Raw genomic sequence first — 15,584 nt, forward strand, 5'->3', positions numbered from 1 at the left:
GGCCGCCTGCCGCACGAGTCGATCGGAACCCTCCATGACCGACACGCTCCGCCCTCCCCAGACCGCGGTACCGGACGCTCTCGAGGCGACCGGCACCGGCGCTCCCCGGACGCTCAAGCGTTCCATCGGCATCGTCGGCGGCACCCTGCTCACGCTGTCCTGCGTGACCCCCGCCTCCACCCTCTTCGTGGTCGTGCCGGACCTGTTCTCGAGCCTGGGCACGGCCACCGCGCTGACGATCGCCATCGGCTCGCTGCTCTGTATCGGCGTCGCCTTCTGCTACTCGGAGCTGGGCACGCTCATCCCGAGCGCGGGCGGCGAGTATGCGATGGTCTCGACCCTGGCCGGGCGGCTCGCGGGCTGGCTCGTGTTCGTCCTGTCCCTGCTCGTAGTGATGATCGTTCCGCCGGTGATCGCCATGGGCACGGCGGACTACCTCGCGTCGGTCGTCCATCTCCCGGCGGCCGGTGCGGGTGCGGCCGTGATGCTGCTCGCCACCCTTGCCGGCCTGCTCGACCTGCGCGCCAACGCCTGGATCACCGGCATCTTCCTGGTCCTGGAAGTGGTCGCCGCCGCGGTCGTGGCCGTCCTCGGCTTCGCGCACTCCGAGCGCGGCGCGGGCAGCCTCGTCGACCTCACCGTCGCCGGTGCCGACGGAAAGCCGGACGCCGTCACCGCGATGCTCATCGTCTCCGGGCTCGCCATCGCGCTCTTCGTCACCCAGGGCTTCTCCACGGCCGTCTACCTCTCCGAGGAACTGGAGAACCCGCGTCGCAACGTCGCCCGTACCGTCCTCGCCACGCTCGGGCTCTCGACCGTGATCATCCTGGTTCCGGTGGTCGCCATCACCCTGGGCGCCGAGGACCTGAAGGCCCTGACCTCCGGGGACATCAGCGGCATGGTCGAGGCGTGGAGCAACTCCGCCGTCGGCACGTTCGTCAGCCTCTGCGTCGCCCTCGCCATCATCAACGCCGGCATCGTGATGGTCATCCAGAACTCCCGCGTGCTCTTCGCCTCCGCACGCGACAAGGCCTGGCCCGAGCCGGTCAACCGCGCGCTCGCGCGCCTCGGCCGGTTCGGCTCGCCGTGGGTCGCCACGCTCGCCGTGGGTGTCCCCGGAGCGGCCCTGTGCTTCGTCAACCTGGACACCCTCTACGGCGTCACCGGCGTCTCCGTCACCGGCATGTACCTCCTGGTCGCCGTCGCCGCACTGCTCGCGCGCCGTGGCCGGCACGCCGGGCGGCCCGCGTGGCGGATGCCGCTGTGGCCCGCCGTGCCCGTGCTGCTGATCGCCGTCCTCGCGTACGTCCTCAGCCAGCAGGAGGCGGCGTATCTCCTGTGGACGGGCGGCATCGCCGCCGCCGCCACCGTGTACTGGGTCTGCTACCTGCGGCCGCGTCGCGAGACGCGGTGGCTGGTGATGCTTCCGGACGACGTGCGGGACTGAGCGGGGCGCCCAAGGCGTCACGGCCGTCGCCGAGGAGGGGGCGCCCGGAATCATTCCGGGCGCCCCTAGGCGTACCACGGCTGCGGTATGCGGGCCGAGGGCCGTACTCCTCAAGGAGGTAAGGGGGTTCAGCCCGGCGGCTGCCGTGGATGTCGGTGCCTGCCTTTACCGTTGACGGCATGGATCTCCGACTGCCCGAAATGCGCGGGCCGCGGCGGTGGCTTGCCGCCGCGGCCGCTGTTGTGGTGCTCGCCGGTGCCGGGACGTGGACGGCCGTCGCCTCGGACGAGGCGCCGGCCGTGCACCGAGAAGACCGGACGCTCGACACGGGCGGCGCGAGGATCGACACGTCGTACTTCACGGCGGGCTCCTCGGGCACGGGCGCGGCGAAACGCCCCGCGGTGCTGCTCGCGCACGGTTTCGGCGGCAGCAAGGACGACATGCGGACACAGGCCGAGGGCCTCGCACGCGACGGGTATGCGGTGCTGACATGGTCCGCCCGCGGCTTCGGCAGGTCCACCGGAAAGATCGGGCTGAACGATCCCAAGGGCGAGGTCGCCGACGTCTCCCGGCTGATCGACTGGCTGGCCAAGCGGCCCGAGGTGCAGCTCGACAAGGCCGGCGACCCGCGCGTGGGCGTCGCCGGGCCGTCGTACGGCGGCGCGGTGTCGCTGCTGGCCGCAGGGTACGACCAGCGGGTCGACGCGATCGCCCCGCAGATCACCTACTGGAACCTCGCGGACGCGCTGTTCCCCGACGGCGTGTTCAAGAAGCTGTGGGCCAGCCTCTTCATCAACTCCGGCGGCGGCTGCGGGAAGTTCGAGAAGCAGCTCTGCGAGATGTACGAGCGGGTCGCGGAGACCGGCACGCCGGACGCCGAAGCGCGGGCGCTGCTGGCGGAGCGCAGCCCGTCGGCCGTCGGCGACCGCATCAAGGTGCCCACGCTCATCATGCAGGGCCAGACCGACTCTCTCTTCCCGCTCGGCCAGGCCGACGCGATCGCCAAGGCGATCCGCGCCAACAGCGCGCCCGTCGACGTCGACTGGATCGCGGGCGGGCACGACGGCGGCGACATGGAAGTCGACCGGGTGTACGCGCGCGTGGACGCCTGGTTCGACCGCTATCTGAAGGACGACAAGAACGCCGACACCGGGCCCGCATTCCGTATCACGCGTACCGGAGGTGTCGACTCCACCGACGGTGCGGCCCAGTTGCGGGGCGCGAGCGGAGACCGGTATCCAGGCCTCGAGAACGGGCTGCGCAGCGTGCCGCTCACCGGCCGCGAGCAGACCTTCGACAACCCCGCAGGCGCCGGGCCGCCCGCCGTCTCCTCACTGCCAGGGCTCGGCGGAGCCGGGGGCCTGGCCCAGCTGTCGTCCCTCGGCGTCGGCGTCTCCCTGGACTTCCCGGGCCAGTTCGCACGGTTCGAATCGGCACCGCTGACCAGGGATCTGCGCATCACCGGCTCGCCGACCGTCACGGTGCACATCGCGTCCACCAGCGAGGACGCGGTGCTGTTCGGCAAGGTCTACGACGTGGGGGCGGACGGCAGCCAGCAGGTGCTGCCCTCCCAACTGGTCGCGCCCGTCCGGGTCGAGGGCTCCGGCGCGAAGGGCGGCAAGGACGTCACCCTGACCCTGCCGGCCATCGACCACGAGGTGCAGAAGGGCCACAGGCTGCGTCTCGTCCTCGCCTCGACCGACCTCGCCTACGCCTCGCCGGTCCAGCCGGCCACGTACACGGCGTCGATCAAGGGCGACCTGAAGGTTCCGACGGCGCCCGGTGTGGCGACCGCGGCCGCCCCGCTGCCCGCCTGGGTGTGGTGGCTGCCCATCGCCGGAGCCGTCGCCGCGCTCGCGCTGCTGCTCACCGGGCGGCGCCGCACGGCGACCCCGCCGCCGGACCCGGACCTCGCGGACGTGCCGCTGCACATCACCGATCTGAGCAAGCGGTATGCGAAGTCGGCCGACCGGTACGCCGTACGGGACGTGTCCTTCCGTGTCGAGAAGGGCCAGGTGCTCGGCCTGCTCGGGCCCAACGGCGCAGGCAAGACGACCACGCTGCGCATGCTCATGGGCCTGATCCGGCCCGACGGTGGCGAGATCCGCGTCTTCGGCCACGCGATCCGCCCCGGCGCGCCGGTGCTCTCCCGCGTCGGCGCCTTCGTCGAGGGCGCGGGCTTCCTGCCGCACCTTTCCGGCCGCGAGAACCTGGAGCTGTACTGGCAGGCCACCGGCCGGCCCGCCGAGGACGCCCACATGGACGAGGCGCTGGAGATCGCCGGGCTCGGCGACGCCCTGCAGCGCGCCGTCCGTACGTACTCGCAGGGCATGCGCCAGCGCCTCGCCATCGCCCAGGCCATGCTCGGACTGCCGGACCTGCTGATCCTCGACGAACCGACGAACGGCCTGGACCCGCCGCAGATCCGCGAGATGCGCGAGGTGATGATCCGGTACGCGGCGGCCGGCCGCACTGTCATCGTCTCGAGCCACCTCCTCGCGGAGGTCGAGCAGTCCTGCACGCATCTGGTGGTCATGGACCGCGGCAGGCTCGTGCAGGCGGGACGGGTCGCCGAGATCGTCGGCTCCGGGGAGACCCTGCTGGTCGGCACGGCCCAGCCGCTCGACGACCCGCTCGTGGAGAAGATCGCCGCGCTGCCGGGCGTGGGCTCGGCGGTCCGCGCGGAAGGCGGACTTCTCGTACGGCTGGACGGCGCGGGCACACCGCAGCTGCTCGCCGAACTCCTCCGGCTGGAGGTGCCGGTCGAGTCGGTCGGGCCGCACCGGCGGCTGGAAGACGCGTTCCTGACCCTGATCGGAGGCACCCCATGACCGCCCTCGCCGAACACACCGAGGTGGCCCACGGGTACCGCGCGGGACGGACGCTGCCGCTGCGCGTCGAGCTGGTCCGCCAGCTGAAGCGGCGGCGCACGCTGGTGATGGGTGCGGTGCTGGCCGTGCTGCCGTTCGTGCTGGTCGTGGCCTTCGCGATCGGCGGCGAGCCGGGCGGTCGCAACGGTCAGGTGACCTTGATGGACACGGCCACCGCGTCCGGGGCGAACTTCGCCGCGACCTGCCTGTTCGTCTCGGCGGGCTTCCTGCTGGTGATTCCCGTGGCGCTGTTCTGCGGTGACACGGTCGCCTCCGAGGCGAGCTGGTCGTCGCTGCGCTATCTGCTGGCGGCGCCCGTGCCCCGGGCCCGGCTGCTGTGCTCGAAGCTCGTCGTCGCACTGGGCCTCAGCCTGGCCGCGATGGTGCTGCTGCCACTGGTCGCGCTGGCGGTCGGCACCGTCGCATACGGATGGGGGCCGCTGCAGATCCCCACCGGCGGGGCGCTCGACGCGGGCACCGCGGCCCAGCGTCTCGTGATCGTCATCGCGTACATCTTCGTGTCCCAGCTCGTCACCGCCGGGCTCGCGTTCTGGCTGTCGACGAAGACCGACGCGCCGCTCGGAGCGGTCGGCGGTGCGGTCGGACTGACGATCGTCGGCAATGTGCTGGACGCGGTGACGGCTCTGGGCGACTGGCGCGACTTCCTGCCCGCGCACTGGCAGTTCGCCTGGGCGGACGTGATCCAGCCGACGCCCGAGTGGGCCGGCATGATCCAGGGCACGTCCGTCTCCATAACGTACGCACTGGTGCTGTTCGCGCTGGCCTTCCGCGGTTTCCGGCGGAAGGACGTGGTGTCCTAGGTCTCCGGAGGATCACCTACCGGTCTCAACCGCCGCCCGCCGTAGCCGCATTGAGATCCACCCGCAATGGCCTCGACAGCTCCTTCGGGCCCTCTCGGCCGTCACAGTCACAAGCGCTCCACCGTAAGTCGAACGAAAGAGCGCGCAGACGAGCTGACGGGCCGAGGGGGCAGGGATGGAGCACGAGGGAGAGCACGACCGGACACACCGGACGGAGAGGCGGATACGCCGGACGGGGCGGCCGGGCCGGGTACCGCGGATCAGAGGTACGAGGTGGCCGGGCGCCGCGCACAGGCTGGGGATGCCGCATCGGGCTCGCCGCCTCCGCGGCGGGCTCATGGCCGTGATCCTGGCGGGCGGGATGCTGCTCACGGGATGCAGTGCGTCGGACGGCTCCGGCTCCGCGTCGGACGGAGGCGCCGGCAAGGCGTGGGGCGACGGTCCGGTGCCCGCACCCGCCCCCGCGCAGTCCCAGGCCACCGGCGAGGGCGCCCAGGGTGAGCAGCGGGACGGCGATGAACGGGAGTTCGCGCCGACACCGCCGCCCGACTATCTGTCCACGTTCGCGCTGGACGTGGACACCGCCTCGTACGGCTTCGCGCGCCGCACCCTCGCCGAGGGGCGGCTGCCGGACCCGGCGACGGTGCGGCCCGAGGAGTTCGTCAACAGCTTCCGTCAGGACTATCCGCAGCCCGAGGGCGACGGCTTCACCGTGACCGTGGACGGCGCCCGCACCGACAGTACGGGCTGGTCGCTCGTCCGCGTGGGCCTCGCCACCCGGGCCTCCGCAGCCGGCGCCGAGCGGCCGCCCGCCGCCCTCACCTTCGTCATCGACATCTCCGGCTCCATGGCCGAACCCGGCCGGCTGGACCTCGTGCGGGAGTCGCTCGGCATCATGACCGACCAGCTCCGCGCGGACGACTCGGTCGCACTCGTCACCTTCAGCGACGAGGCCGAGACGGTGCTGCCGATGACCCGCCTGGGCGGCCACCGTGAACGCATCCACTCCGTGATCGACCGCTTGGAGCCCACCGACTCCACCAACGTGGAGGCAGGCATCCGCACCGGCTACGACACCGCCGTCCAAGGCCTGCGCGACGGCGCCACCAACCGGGTCGTCCTGCTCTCCGACGCCCTTGCCAACACGGGCGAGACGAGCGCCGACGCGATCCTGGAGCGCATCGCCGACGCCCGGCGCGAGCACGGCCTCACCCTCTTCGGGGTGGGCGTGGGCAGCCAGTACGGCGACGCCCTGATGGAGCGCCTCGCCGACAAGGGCGACGGCCACACCACCTATGTGTCCACCATCGAGGACGCCCGCACGGTGTTCTGCGAGCAGCTCCCCGCGAACATCGAACTGCGCGCCCGCGACGCCAAGGCGCAGGTCGCCTTCGATCCCGAGACCGTCGAGCAGTTCCGCCTCATCGGCTACGACAACCGGCAGGTCGCCGACGAGGACTTCCGCAACGACCGCGTGGACGGCGGCGAGGTCGGCCCTGGGCACACGGTGACCGCGCTGTACGCGGTGCGGACCAAGCCCGGCGGGTCCGGGCACGTCGCGACGGCGAGCGTGCGCTGGCTCGACCCGGACAGCCGTGCCCCGCACGAGGCGTCGGGCCAGATCGAGTCCGGCGCGCTCGACGGCTCCTTGTGGCAGGCGGGCAGCGGTCTGCGGGTCGCAGCGGTTGCGGCGTACTTCGCCGACGCCCTGCGCACCCCGGCGGGCACGGGCCGCTGGGACCCGCTGCCGGGCGCACCCTCCATGGCGGAACTCGTCGGCCAAGCAGAGGAGCTGGCGTACACGACGCGGGACGAGGCGGTACGCGGGCTGGCGGACGCGGTTCGGCAGGCCGGCCGACTGCGGGCGTGACGGGCTGGGACGCATGCACCACCGGCCGGGACTCGGGCAGTCCCGGCCGGTGGTGCGCCCACTGCCCGGTCTAGAACAGGGAGTAGAGCAGCCTGTTGGGTGAGCCGGTGCGCGGGTCCGTCACCTTGCCGCTGGTCGCGCCGTTCACGAGCGCGTCGCGTACCTGTGCCGGGGTCGCGGTCGGATGGGTGGCCAGATAGAGGGCCGCGACACCTGTGGTGTGCGGCGTCGCCATGGACGTACCGCTGATGGTGTTGGTGGCCGTGTCGCTGTCGTCCCATGCCGACGTGATGTTGACGCCCGGGGCGAACAGGTCGAGGCAGGTGCCGTAGTTGGACCACGACGCCCGCTTGTCCGAGGAGTCGGTGGCGCCGACGGTGATGGCCTCGGGGACGCGGGCCGGGGAGTAGTTGCAGGCGTTCGCCGGCAGGCCGAGGATGTTGCCGTTGCCCGCCGCGATCGAGTAGCTGACGCCGGAGGCTATGGACCTCTTCACGGCGTTGTCGAGCGTCGTGTCGGCGCCGCCGCCCAGGCTCATGTTCGCCACGGCCGGCTTCACGGCGTGTGCGGTGACCCAGTCGATGCCGGCCACGACCCCGGCGGTGGTCCCGGAGCCGTTGCAGTCGAGCACCCGCACAGCGACCAGCTTCACGCCCTTGGCGACGCCGTACGTCTTGCCGCCCACCGTGCCCGCGACATGCGTGCCGTGCCCGTTGCAGTCCTGACCGTTCTGGCCGCCGCCCACGGTGTCGGTGCCGACGCTCGCACGGCCGCCGAACTCGCTGTGCGAGGTGCGGATCCCGGTGTCGATGATGTACGCGGTGACGTTCGACGCGGTCGTGTTGTACGTGTAGGTCTTGCTCAGCGGCAGATCCCGCTGGTCGATGCGGTCGATGCCCCAGGTCGCGTCGGACTGGGTGTCGTTGATGCGCAGGACCTGGTTCTGCTGGACGTACGCGACCTTGGGATCTCGCGCGAGTGCGGTTGCCTCACTCTTCGTCAGCTTGGCGGAGAACCCCTTGAGGGCGCTGCTGTAGACGCGGCCCAGGCTGCCGTCGTACTCGGCGGCGAGGTTCCTGGCGGTGGCGGGCGTCGCCGCCTTGGTGGTCGAGCCGTCCTTGAGGACGACGATCCAGCTGTTGGGGACGGCCGTGGCCTCGGGAGCGAGACGCAGATCGGCGAGGGGCGCGCTGTGTGCGGGAGAGGCGGCGAACTGCAATCCGGCGGCGAGCAGCAGCGCGGAGGGCAGAAGGGCTCCGAGCCGGCGGGCGGTTGCTCTCATAGGAACACCAGACCTTTCGTTGACCGGTCGCGCTCATGTGGGGGTTGCGTGTGGGGGTCGTTGCGACGGCGCAGCGTACAGCGCCGGGCGCCCGATAGGCGCTCAAGGTGTTCTTGGCGTGACCAAGTCGGCATCAAACGCGCAATGAGGGCTGGGTGTTGGGGGAGTACGCGTAAGAGTTACGAGGCTTATGTGAAACCTGACGTGAGGTCAGGTGACGGTCAGCCCGTGCGCCGCCCCGCGCCGTACAGCAGGGTGTTCACGACGAGCGTGGCGAGCCCGTCCGGGTCGGTCCCGGGCTCGCGTCCCGCGTGCCGTTGCCGCCCACGAGGGTGTCACCCTGCAGGGCCTCTCCGATCAGGGCGTAGTAGACGCGGCGTACCCATTCGAGGTCCGCGTAGGGGTCGAGCAGGCCCTCGCCCCGTGCGCGGCCGAGGAGTTCGAGGCAGCGGACGCCGATGGCGTCTCAGTCCGCCGAGGCCGCGCCACCCTCCTCCGCGGGCCGGCCGAGGGCGGAGCTCCATGCACTCTTGACGCGCAGCACGTTGGCGGTGATGCGGTGCAGGGCGACGAGCGGTGGCGTGGTGTCGGGCCGGCTGTCTTCGACCGCCTGCGCCGGCCGGGCCACCGCGGACTCGGCGAGCGCCTCGATCAGCGCACGCCGGCTGGCGAACCGCCGGTGGACCGTCGTCGGGGCGACCCCCGCCGCCTCCGCGATCTGCTCCATGGACGCACCGCGATCGCCGAACGCATCACGCACAAGGTCCTGGAGCCGGAGGGGGCGAGCGGCCGCAGCCCCGGCGGCCACCGCGAGCCGGTAGCGCTCGCCGAGCGGCGCGAGGCATCGCTGTCCGGCGCGCAGCGGGAACGGGGCCGCCGGCCGGGACGTGGCCGGCGGCCCCCGGGCGGCGCCCCGGGGCTCCTGCCGCCGCGGCCCGCGCAGGGCGCCACGGCCACCGTCCTCCGGGTGTGTCTGCGCGGGGAGGGTGTGCATCCGGCGTGTGTGAGGGCTGTGCATGCGCCCCGTGCGCGCGCCCCGTGTGCTCGCCTGGGGAGAGGCGGGCAGCGGCGGGACGGTCCTCCGGGGAGCGGCCCATAATCCGTCGGGCTTGTCCGGCGACGAAAAACTCGGCACACTGGAGTCATGAACCGAACGAACGGTCGGTTGGGGAAGCGAGTGTCGATGACAACGTCAGACTCCGCCTCATCCACCTCGTCCGCCGCGGGCTTCGCCGGCCCGCGCCCGGAGGGGCACGATGAGCCGGACCTCGAGCAGCACTTCGACGCGACGATCGCGAGGGATCAGCGGATCGAGCCGCGGGACTGGATGCCCGACGGCTACCGCAGGACGCTGATCCGGCAGATCGCGCAGCATGCCCACTCGGAGATCATCGGCATGCAGCCGGAGGGCGAGTGGATCACGAAGGCGCCGTCGCTGCGCCGCAAGGCGATCCTGTTCGCGAAGGTCCAGGACGAAGCCGGGCACGGGCTGTACCTGTACTCGGCGGCGGAGACGCTGGGCTCCGACCGTGCGGACCTCACGCAGCGCCTGATCGAGGGGCGGCAGAAGTACTCGTCGATCTTCAACTACCCGACGCTGTCCTTCGCTGACGTCGGCGTGATCGGCTGGTTCGTGGACGGGGCGGCGATCTGCAACCAGGTGCCGCTGTGCAGGAGCTCGTACGGGCCGTATGCGCGGGCGATGGTGCGGATCTGCAAGGAGGAGTCGTTCCACCAGCGGCAGGGCTATGAGCTGCTGATGACGATGATGCGCGGCACCGACGCCCAGCGGGAGATGGTGCAGGACGCGGTGGACCGCTGGTGGTGGCCGTCGCTGATGATGTTCGGCCCGCCCGACGACGCCTCGCCGAACTCGGCGCAGTCCATGGCCTGGAAGATCAAGCGGCACAGCAATGACGAGCTGCGCCAGCGCTTCGTGGACATGACCGTCCCGCAGGCGGAGAAGCTCGGCGTGACGCTTCCCGATCCGGAACTGCGGTGGAATGCCGAGCGCGGCCACCACGACTTCGGTACGCCGGACTGGTCCGAGCTGCAGCGGGTGATCACGGGTGACGGGCCCTGCAACGCCCAGCGCGTGGAGCGGCGCAGGACGGCCCACGACGAGGGCGCGTGGGTGCGGGAGGCGGCGAGCGCGTACGCGGCCAAGCAGAGCGAGCGAGCCCGGAAGGGGGCGGCGGCATGAGTGACACCACCAAGAACACCGCCAAGGGCGACTGGCCGCTGTACGAGGTGTTCGTGCGCGGCAAGCGCGGGCTGAACCACGTCCACGTCGGCTCGCTGCACGCCGCGGACGACCGGATGGCCCTCACCCACGCGCGTGATCTGTACACGCGGCGCAACGAGGGCGTCTCGATCTGGGTGGTGCGCTCCGACCACATCGCCGCCTCCACACGCGACGAGAAGGACCCTTTCTTCGCCCCCAGCGCCGACAAGGTCTACCGCCACCCGACCTTCTACGACATCCCCGACGACGTCCCGCACATCTGAGGAGCAGGGCATGAGTGACGACCACGTCTACATGACCCTCGCCGAGGGACACGAGGACGACGCCCGCTGGGCGTACGGCACCGGTTTCGAGGACCCCCTGCACGGTGTGGACACCGCCGTGCCCGAGGGCGTCGACGCCGCTGAACTGGCCGCGTGCTGCCTGGCGCTGGGCGACGACGCACTGGTCAGCGCGCAGCGGCTGGCCGAGTGGTGCACGCGCGCCCCGGAGCTGGAGGAGGAGGTGGCGCTGGCCAACATCGGGCTCGATCTGCTCGGCCAGGCCCGCCTGCTGTACGCACGCTGCGGGCAGGTGGACGGCACCGGGCGCGGCGAGGACGCGTATGCCTACTTCCGCGACCCCGGCGACTTCCGCAACGTCCGCCTCGCCGAACTGCCGGGCGGCGACTTCGCGTTCTCCGTCACCCGGTTGCTGGTCCTCTCCAGCTGGCGGCTCGCGCACTTCGAGCGGCTCACCGCCTCGCCCGACCCGGTCCTCGCGGCGATCGCGGCCAAGGGTGTCAAGGAGCTGACGTACCACCGGCAGTACGCGGCGGAGTGGGCCGTACGCCTGGGCGACGGCACCGAGGAGTCCCACCGGCGGATGCGCACGGCGCTCGAGCAGGTCGGCCCTTACATCGGCGAGTTGTTCACGGCGTACGACGTCCGGGACGAGGTCGTCGCCGTCCTGCGCCAGGTCACCGAGGCGGCCGGACTGCCCATGCCCGCGTGGAGGCCGCTGCCCGGCGGTGGCCGCGACGGCGACCACACCGAACACCTGGCCCCGCTGCTGGCCGAGCTCCAGAGCGTGGCCCGCGCTCACCCGGAGGCGACATGGTGACCATCGAGGGCGACGTGGTGACCACCGGAGGCGACATCGTGACCGCACTCGCATCGGCCGACGCACGGCGGGCCCGGCGCATCGCCGAGCAGGTGCCCGACCCCGAGCTGCCCATGCTCACCCTCGCCGACCTCGGCGTGCTGCGCGGCGTGGAGATCACCGCCGACGGCACGGTGGTCGCCGGTCTCACGCCCACCTACTCCGGCTGCCCGGCGATGGCCGAGATGCGCGCCGACGTGGCCGCGCGGCTGCGTGATGCCGGGTTCGACCGGGTCGAGATCCGTACCGTCCTCGACCCGCCGTGGACCAGCGACTGGATCACCCCCGCGGGCCGCCGCAAGCTCGCCGAACACGGCATCGCGCCCCCCGGCGCCGCACCCCGCCGCACCACCGGCCCTGTTCCGCTCGATCTGTCGGCCACCCGACGGTCCGTCACCTGCCCGCGCTGCGGCTCGGCGGACACGGAGGAGACCTCCCGTTTCTCCGCCACCTCTTGCAAGGCCCTGTGGCGCTGCCGCTCCTGCCTGGAGCCGTTCGAGTACGTCAAGGAGATCTGATGCACGACATGACGGCCCCGGTCCCGCCCGCCCCGGCGGCGCCCGCGCGCTCGCGCCGCCGCCCGGCCTTCCACCGTCTGCGGGTCGCCGCCGTTCAGCCGCTGTGCGAGGACGCAGCCGCCGTCAGCTTCGACATCCCCGCCGATCTCGCCGAGGAGTTCGCCTTCGCACCCGGCCAGGCCCTGACGCTGCGGCGCGAGGTCGACGGCTGCGACGAGCGCCGCTCGTACTCGATCTGCTCACCGGCCGGATCGGCGCCCCGGATCGGCGTACGGGTCGTGCCGGGCGGGCTGTTCTCGTCCTGGCTCGTGAACGGCGTGCGGCCCGGTGACACCGTCGAGGTGATGGGGCCGACGGGCGCGTTCACGCCCGACCTCACCCGGTCCGGCCACCATGTGCTGATCGCGGCCGGATCCGGTATCACGCCCATGCTCTCCATCGCCGAGTCCGTCCTCGCCGCCGACGACCGTTCGCAGGTCACGCTGTTCTACGGGAACCGGCGCACGGACACCGTGATGTTCGCCGACGAGCTGGCCGACCTCAAGGACCTCCACCCGGCCCGCTTCCAGCTCGCCCATGTCCTCTCACGCGAACCCCGCGAGGCCGACATCCTGTCCGGGCGCCTCGACGCCGACCGCCTCGGCACCCTGATCGACGCCCTCGTCGACATCGACGCCACCGACCACTGGTGGCTGTGCGGCCCGCACGGAATGGTCAGGGATGCCCAGCGGATCCTCGCCGACCTCGGAGTCCCCGACGATCGCGTCCACCAGGAGCTGTTCTACGCCGACGACGAGCCCGTGCAGCCGGTGCGCCACGAGGACGCGGCGGTCGAGGGCCCCGTCAGCCAGGTGACCATCACCCTCGACGGGCGCTCCACCACGGCCACGCTGTCGAGGGAGCACACCATCCTCGACGGCGCCCAGCGCACCCGCCCCGACCTTCCCTTCGCCTGCAAGGGCGGGGTCTGCGGCACCTGCCGCGCCCTGGTGACCGAAGGCAAGGCCGACATGCGCCGAAACTTCGCCCTCGAACCCGCCGAGGTCGACGCCGGGTACGTCCTGACCTGCCAGTCGTTCCCGGTCTCCGACGAGCTGACCGTCGACTTCGACAGCTGAGAGGCGACTGGTTCGACAGCCGAGAGGCGGCTGGGAGCAGAGCGCGTCGAGGTGCGACTGACAGAGCGTCGAGGGGGCGAGGCCGGCCGGTTCTCGCCCCGCCGGGTCACCGAGCGGAAGTACGGCACCGGTGTGAGACTGCTGGTGTCGCGGGCCCTGAGGGACGGGCCGCGTGGCGTATCCGCAGGTGGGAGACATGGGAGACGATGTGCCGGCATCAGAGGCCGGGGAGAGGCTGCTGGAGGACTTCCTCGCAGATCCCCGGAATGCGGTCCTGGACCTGTCCACGGCCGTGAGCCGGTGGGCCACGGCCGTCGGCCTGGAGCGGGTCGTCGTCTATCTCGCCGATGTGCAGCAGCGGCACCTGATATCCCTGACGGACGTGTCGCCGGCGCTCCCCATCGACGCGTCGCTCGCCGGATGGTCGTACCGCACGCTCTCCCTGCGCGTGGAGGAGTCCCCCACGGGCGGGGTGACCGTGTGGCTGCCGCTGGTGGACGGTGCCGAGCGGCTCGGGGTCCTCGGGGCGTACACGATGTCCCTGGACGCGGAGCGCCTGCGCCACTGCCGGGCCCTCGCCGCGCTCTTCGCGATGATGATCACCTCCCGGCGGGCGTACCGGGACACCCTGGTGCAGCGGACCCGCACCGAGCCGATGCAGCTGCCCGCCGAGCTGCTGAGGGCCGTGATGCCGCCGCGCACCATAGGCAACGTCCACGCCATATCCACCGCGGTGCTCGAGCCTGCCTACGAGATAGGCGGCGACGCCTTCGACCACGCGCTCAGCGAGACGACGCTGCACGCCGCGATCCTGGACGCCATGGGCCACAACATGGCGTCGGGCCTGACCACGGCCGTCACGCTGGCGGCCTGCCGCAACGGCCGGCGGACCGGCGCCGATCTGCCCGAGCTGGTGGAGACCGTCGACCGGACGCTCGCCGGGTGGCTCCCCGACCAGTTCTGTACGGGCGTCCTCACCCAGCTCGACCTCATGAGCGGCGCCCTGCGCTGGTGCAACTGCGGACACCCGCAACCCCTGCTCATCCGCAACGAGCGTCTCCTGCGCGGAGCCCTGGAACGCCCGGCCGACCCGCCCATGGGCCTCACCGCCGCGTGCCTCGACGCGCCCCGCCACGTCCACGAGATCGACCTGGAGCCCGGCGAACGCGTCCTGCTCTACACCGACGGCGTCACCGAGGCCCGTACCCAGGCCGGAGCGGAGTTCGGTCTCGACCGCTTCGCCGACTCGATCATCCGCGCCACCGCGGCGGGCGAACCCGCCCCGGAGACCCTGCGCCACCTCATCCACGCGATCCTCGACGCCCAGAACAACCGCCTGCGCGACGACGCGACGATCCTGCTCCTCGAGTGGCGACCACCCCAGGCGCTCCCGGCATAGGGCTCGGCGGAGCCGGTCCGGAGGAAGGCGCGGAGGACGGCTGACAGTGGGTCAGGAGTGGCCGGGAGACCGGCACGCTCGACCGGACGGGGGACAGTGGACGGCTCGTCAGGCCCGGACGGCGGCACGTACCCCCTTACCCCATCGTGATGACGCATCAGGGCCCGCTGCGTGCTGCCAAGCGGGTAATAATTCCGCCTCAACCACTCGATGGGCCCACTTAGTAGCTCAAATGCGGCGTTCTCCGGTGGTGCGGAGACGCAATCCCGCTGAGGGTGATCACGTCGCTACTGCGATCCGAAGAGCCGGCGCCGGGTCGGCCGTCGCAGTCGTGGCGAAAGGAATTCCTCCCCATGCGAATTACCCGCACCCTGTTCGCCTCGGCCGCAGTCACCGCGGCCCTCGCGATCGCCGCCCCCGCCGCGAATGCCGTCACCGTGGCCGAGCTCTGGACGTCGAACACCGCCTCCTCCTATGGCGACGACGACTACGGCAAGAAGGATGACGACAAGAAGGACGACTACGGCAAGGACGACAAGAAGGACGACTACGGCGACAAGAAGGACGACTACGGCAAGGACGACCACGGCAAGAAGGAAGACGACTACGGCAAGGACTACGACAAGAAGGACCACTACAAGCCGAAGGGTGGCGTCCACGCCGGTGGTGGTGCTCTGGCCCTGACCCGGGCCGGTGACGACGACTACGGCAAGAAGGACGACGACAAGAAGGACGACTACAGCAAGGACGACAAGAAGGACGACTACGGCAAGGGCGACGACAAGAAGGACGACTACGGCAAGGACGACCACGGCAAGAAGGAAGACGACTACGGCAAGGACTACGACAAGAAGGACCACTACAAGCCGAAGGG

The 15,584-nt window shown here is 71.5% G+C and carries 12 protein-coding genes and 1 pseudogene; 11 read left to right on the forward strand and 2 right to left on the reverse strand.

Features of this window, described 5'->3' with window-relative positions:
- The first annotated feature begins 34 nt into the window (after positions 1–34).
- From ABT009_RS01850 to ABT009_RS01865, 4 genes are all read left to right on the forward strand, one after another.
- The gene (locus ABT009_RS01850; RefSeq protein WP_351288400.1) at positions 35–1,447 is read left to right on the forward strand and encodes an APC family permease; all 1,413 of its coding nucleotides are present in this window, start codon (positions 35–37) and stop codon (positions 1,445–1,447) included.
- 179 nt (positions 1,448–1,626) lie between these two features.
- On the forward strand, positions 1,627–4,278 hold the full coding sequence (locus tag ABT009_RS01855; RefSeq protein ID WP_351288402.1) for an alpha/beta fold hydrolase: 2,652 nt from the start codon (positions 1,627–1,629) through the stop codon (positions 4,276–4,278).
- Positions 4,275–5,138: an ABC transporter permease gene (locus tag ABT009_RS01860; RefSeq protein WP_351288404.1), complete on the forward strand. Its 864-nt coding sequence runs from the start codon at positions 4,275–4,277 to the stop codon at positions 5,136–5,138. The genes ABT009_RS01855 and ABT009_RS01860 overlap by 4 nt, the downstream gene beginning before the upstream one ends.
- A gap of 337 nt (positions 5,139–5,475) precedes the next feature.
- On the forward strand, positions 5,476–7,008 hold the full coding sequence (locus ABT009_RS01865; RefSeq protein ID WP_351288406.1) for a vWA domain-containing protein: 1,533 nt from the start codon (positions 5,476–5,478) through the stop codon (positions 7,006–7,008).
- A 70-nt stretch (positions 7,009–7,078) separates the two neighbouring features.
- On the opposite strand, the gene ABT009_RS01870 is transcribed toward ABT009_RS01865, so the two are convergent.
- The gene (locus ABT009_RS01870; protein WP_351288408.1) at positions 7,079–8,290 is read right to left on the reverse strand and encodes a S8 family peptidase; all 1,212 of its coding nucleotides are present in this window, start codon (positions 8,288–8,290) and stop codon (positions 7,079–7,081) included.
- Between the two features lie 466 nt (positions 8,291–8,756).
- The gene (locus ABT009_RS01875; protein ID WP_351288410.1) at positions 8,757–9,284 is read right to left on the reverse strand and encodes a TetR/AcrR family transcriptional regulator; all 528 of its coding nucleotides are present in this window, start codon (positions 9,282–9,284) and stop codon (positions 8,757–8,759) included.
- A 189-nt stretch (positions 9,285–9,473) separates the two neighbouring features.
- Here ABT009_RS01875 and paaA point away from each other — a divergent pair, with 189 nt between their 5' ends.
- The 7 genes and pseudogenes from paaA to ABT009_RS01910 form a co-directional block, all read left to right on the forward strand.
- Positions 9,474–10,493, forward strand: a complete 1,020-nt coding sequence (gene paaA, locus ABT009_RS01880; RefSeq protein WP_351288412.1) for a 1,2-phenylacetyl-CoA epoxidase subunit PaaA — start codon at positions 9,474–9,476, stop codon at positions 10,491–10,493.
- The gene (gene paaB, locus ABT009_RS01885) at positions 10,490–10,798 is read left to right on the forward strand and encodes a 1,2-phenylacetyl-CoA epoxidase subunit PaaB (RefSeq protein ID WP_351288414.1); all 309 of its coding nucleotides are present in this window, start codon (positions 10,490–10,492) and stop codon (positions 10,796–10,798) included. The genes paaA and paaB overlap by 4 nt, the downstream gene beginning before the upstream one ends.
- 10 nt (positions 10,799–10,808) lie before the next feature.
- Positions 10,809–11,636, forward strand: a complete 828-nt coding sequence (gene paaC, locus ABT009_RS01890; RefSeq protein WP_351288416.1) for a 1,2-phenylacetyl-CoA epoxidase subunit PaaC — start codon at positions 10,809–10,811, stop codon at positions 11,634–11,636.
- Entirely contained in the window at positions 11,630–12,193 is a 564-nt protein-coding gene (paaD, locus tag ABT009_RS01895) for a 1,2-phenylacetyl-CoA epoxidase subunit PaaD (RefSeq protein ID WP_502989794.1), read from the forward strand. Before paaC ends, paaD begins: the two co-directional genes overlap by 7 nt.
- Positions 12,194–12,201: 8 nt before the next feature.
- Positions 12,202–13,311: a 1,2-phenylacetyl-CoA epoxidase subunit PaaE gene (gene paaE, locus ABT009_RS01900; RefSeq protein WP_351288619.1), complete on the forward strand. Its 1,110-nt coding sequence runs from the start codon at positions 12,202–12,204 to the stop codon at positions 13,309–13,311.
- 196 nt (positions 13,312–13,507) lie between these two features.
- On the forward strand, positions 13,508–14,710 hold the full coding sequence (locus tag ABT009_RS01905) for a PP2C family protein-serine/threonine phosphatase (RefSeq protein WP_351288418.1): 1,203 nt from the start codon (positions 13,508–13,510) through the stop codon (positions 14,708–14,710).
- A gap of 353 nt (positions 14,711–15,063) precedes the next feature.
- A pseudogene (locus ABT009_RS01910) lies at positions 15,064–15,584 on the forward strand (DNA primase); the annotation flags it as partial.

Origin of the sequence: Streptomyces sp. NPDC002896, assembly GCF_040295225.1 — a bacterium.
Taxonomy (GTDB): Bacteria; Actinomycetota; Actinomycetes; order Streptomycetales; family Streptomycetaceae; genus Streptomyces.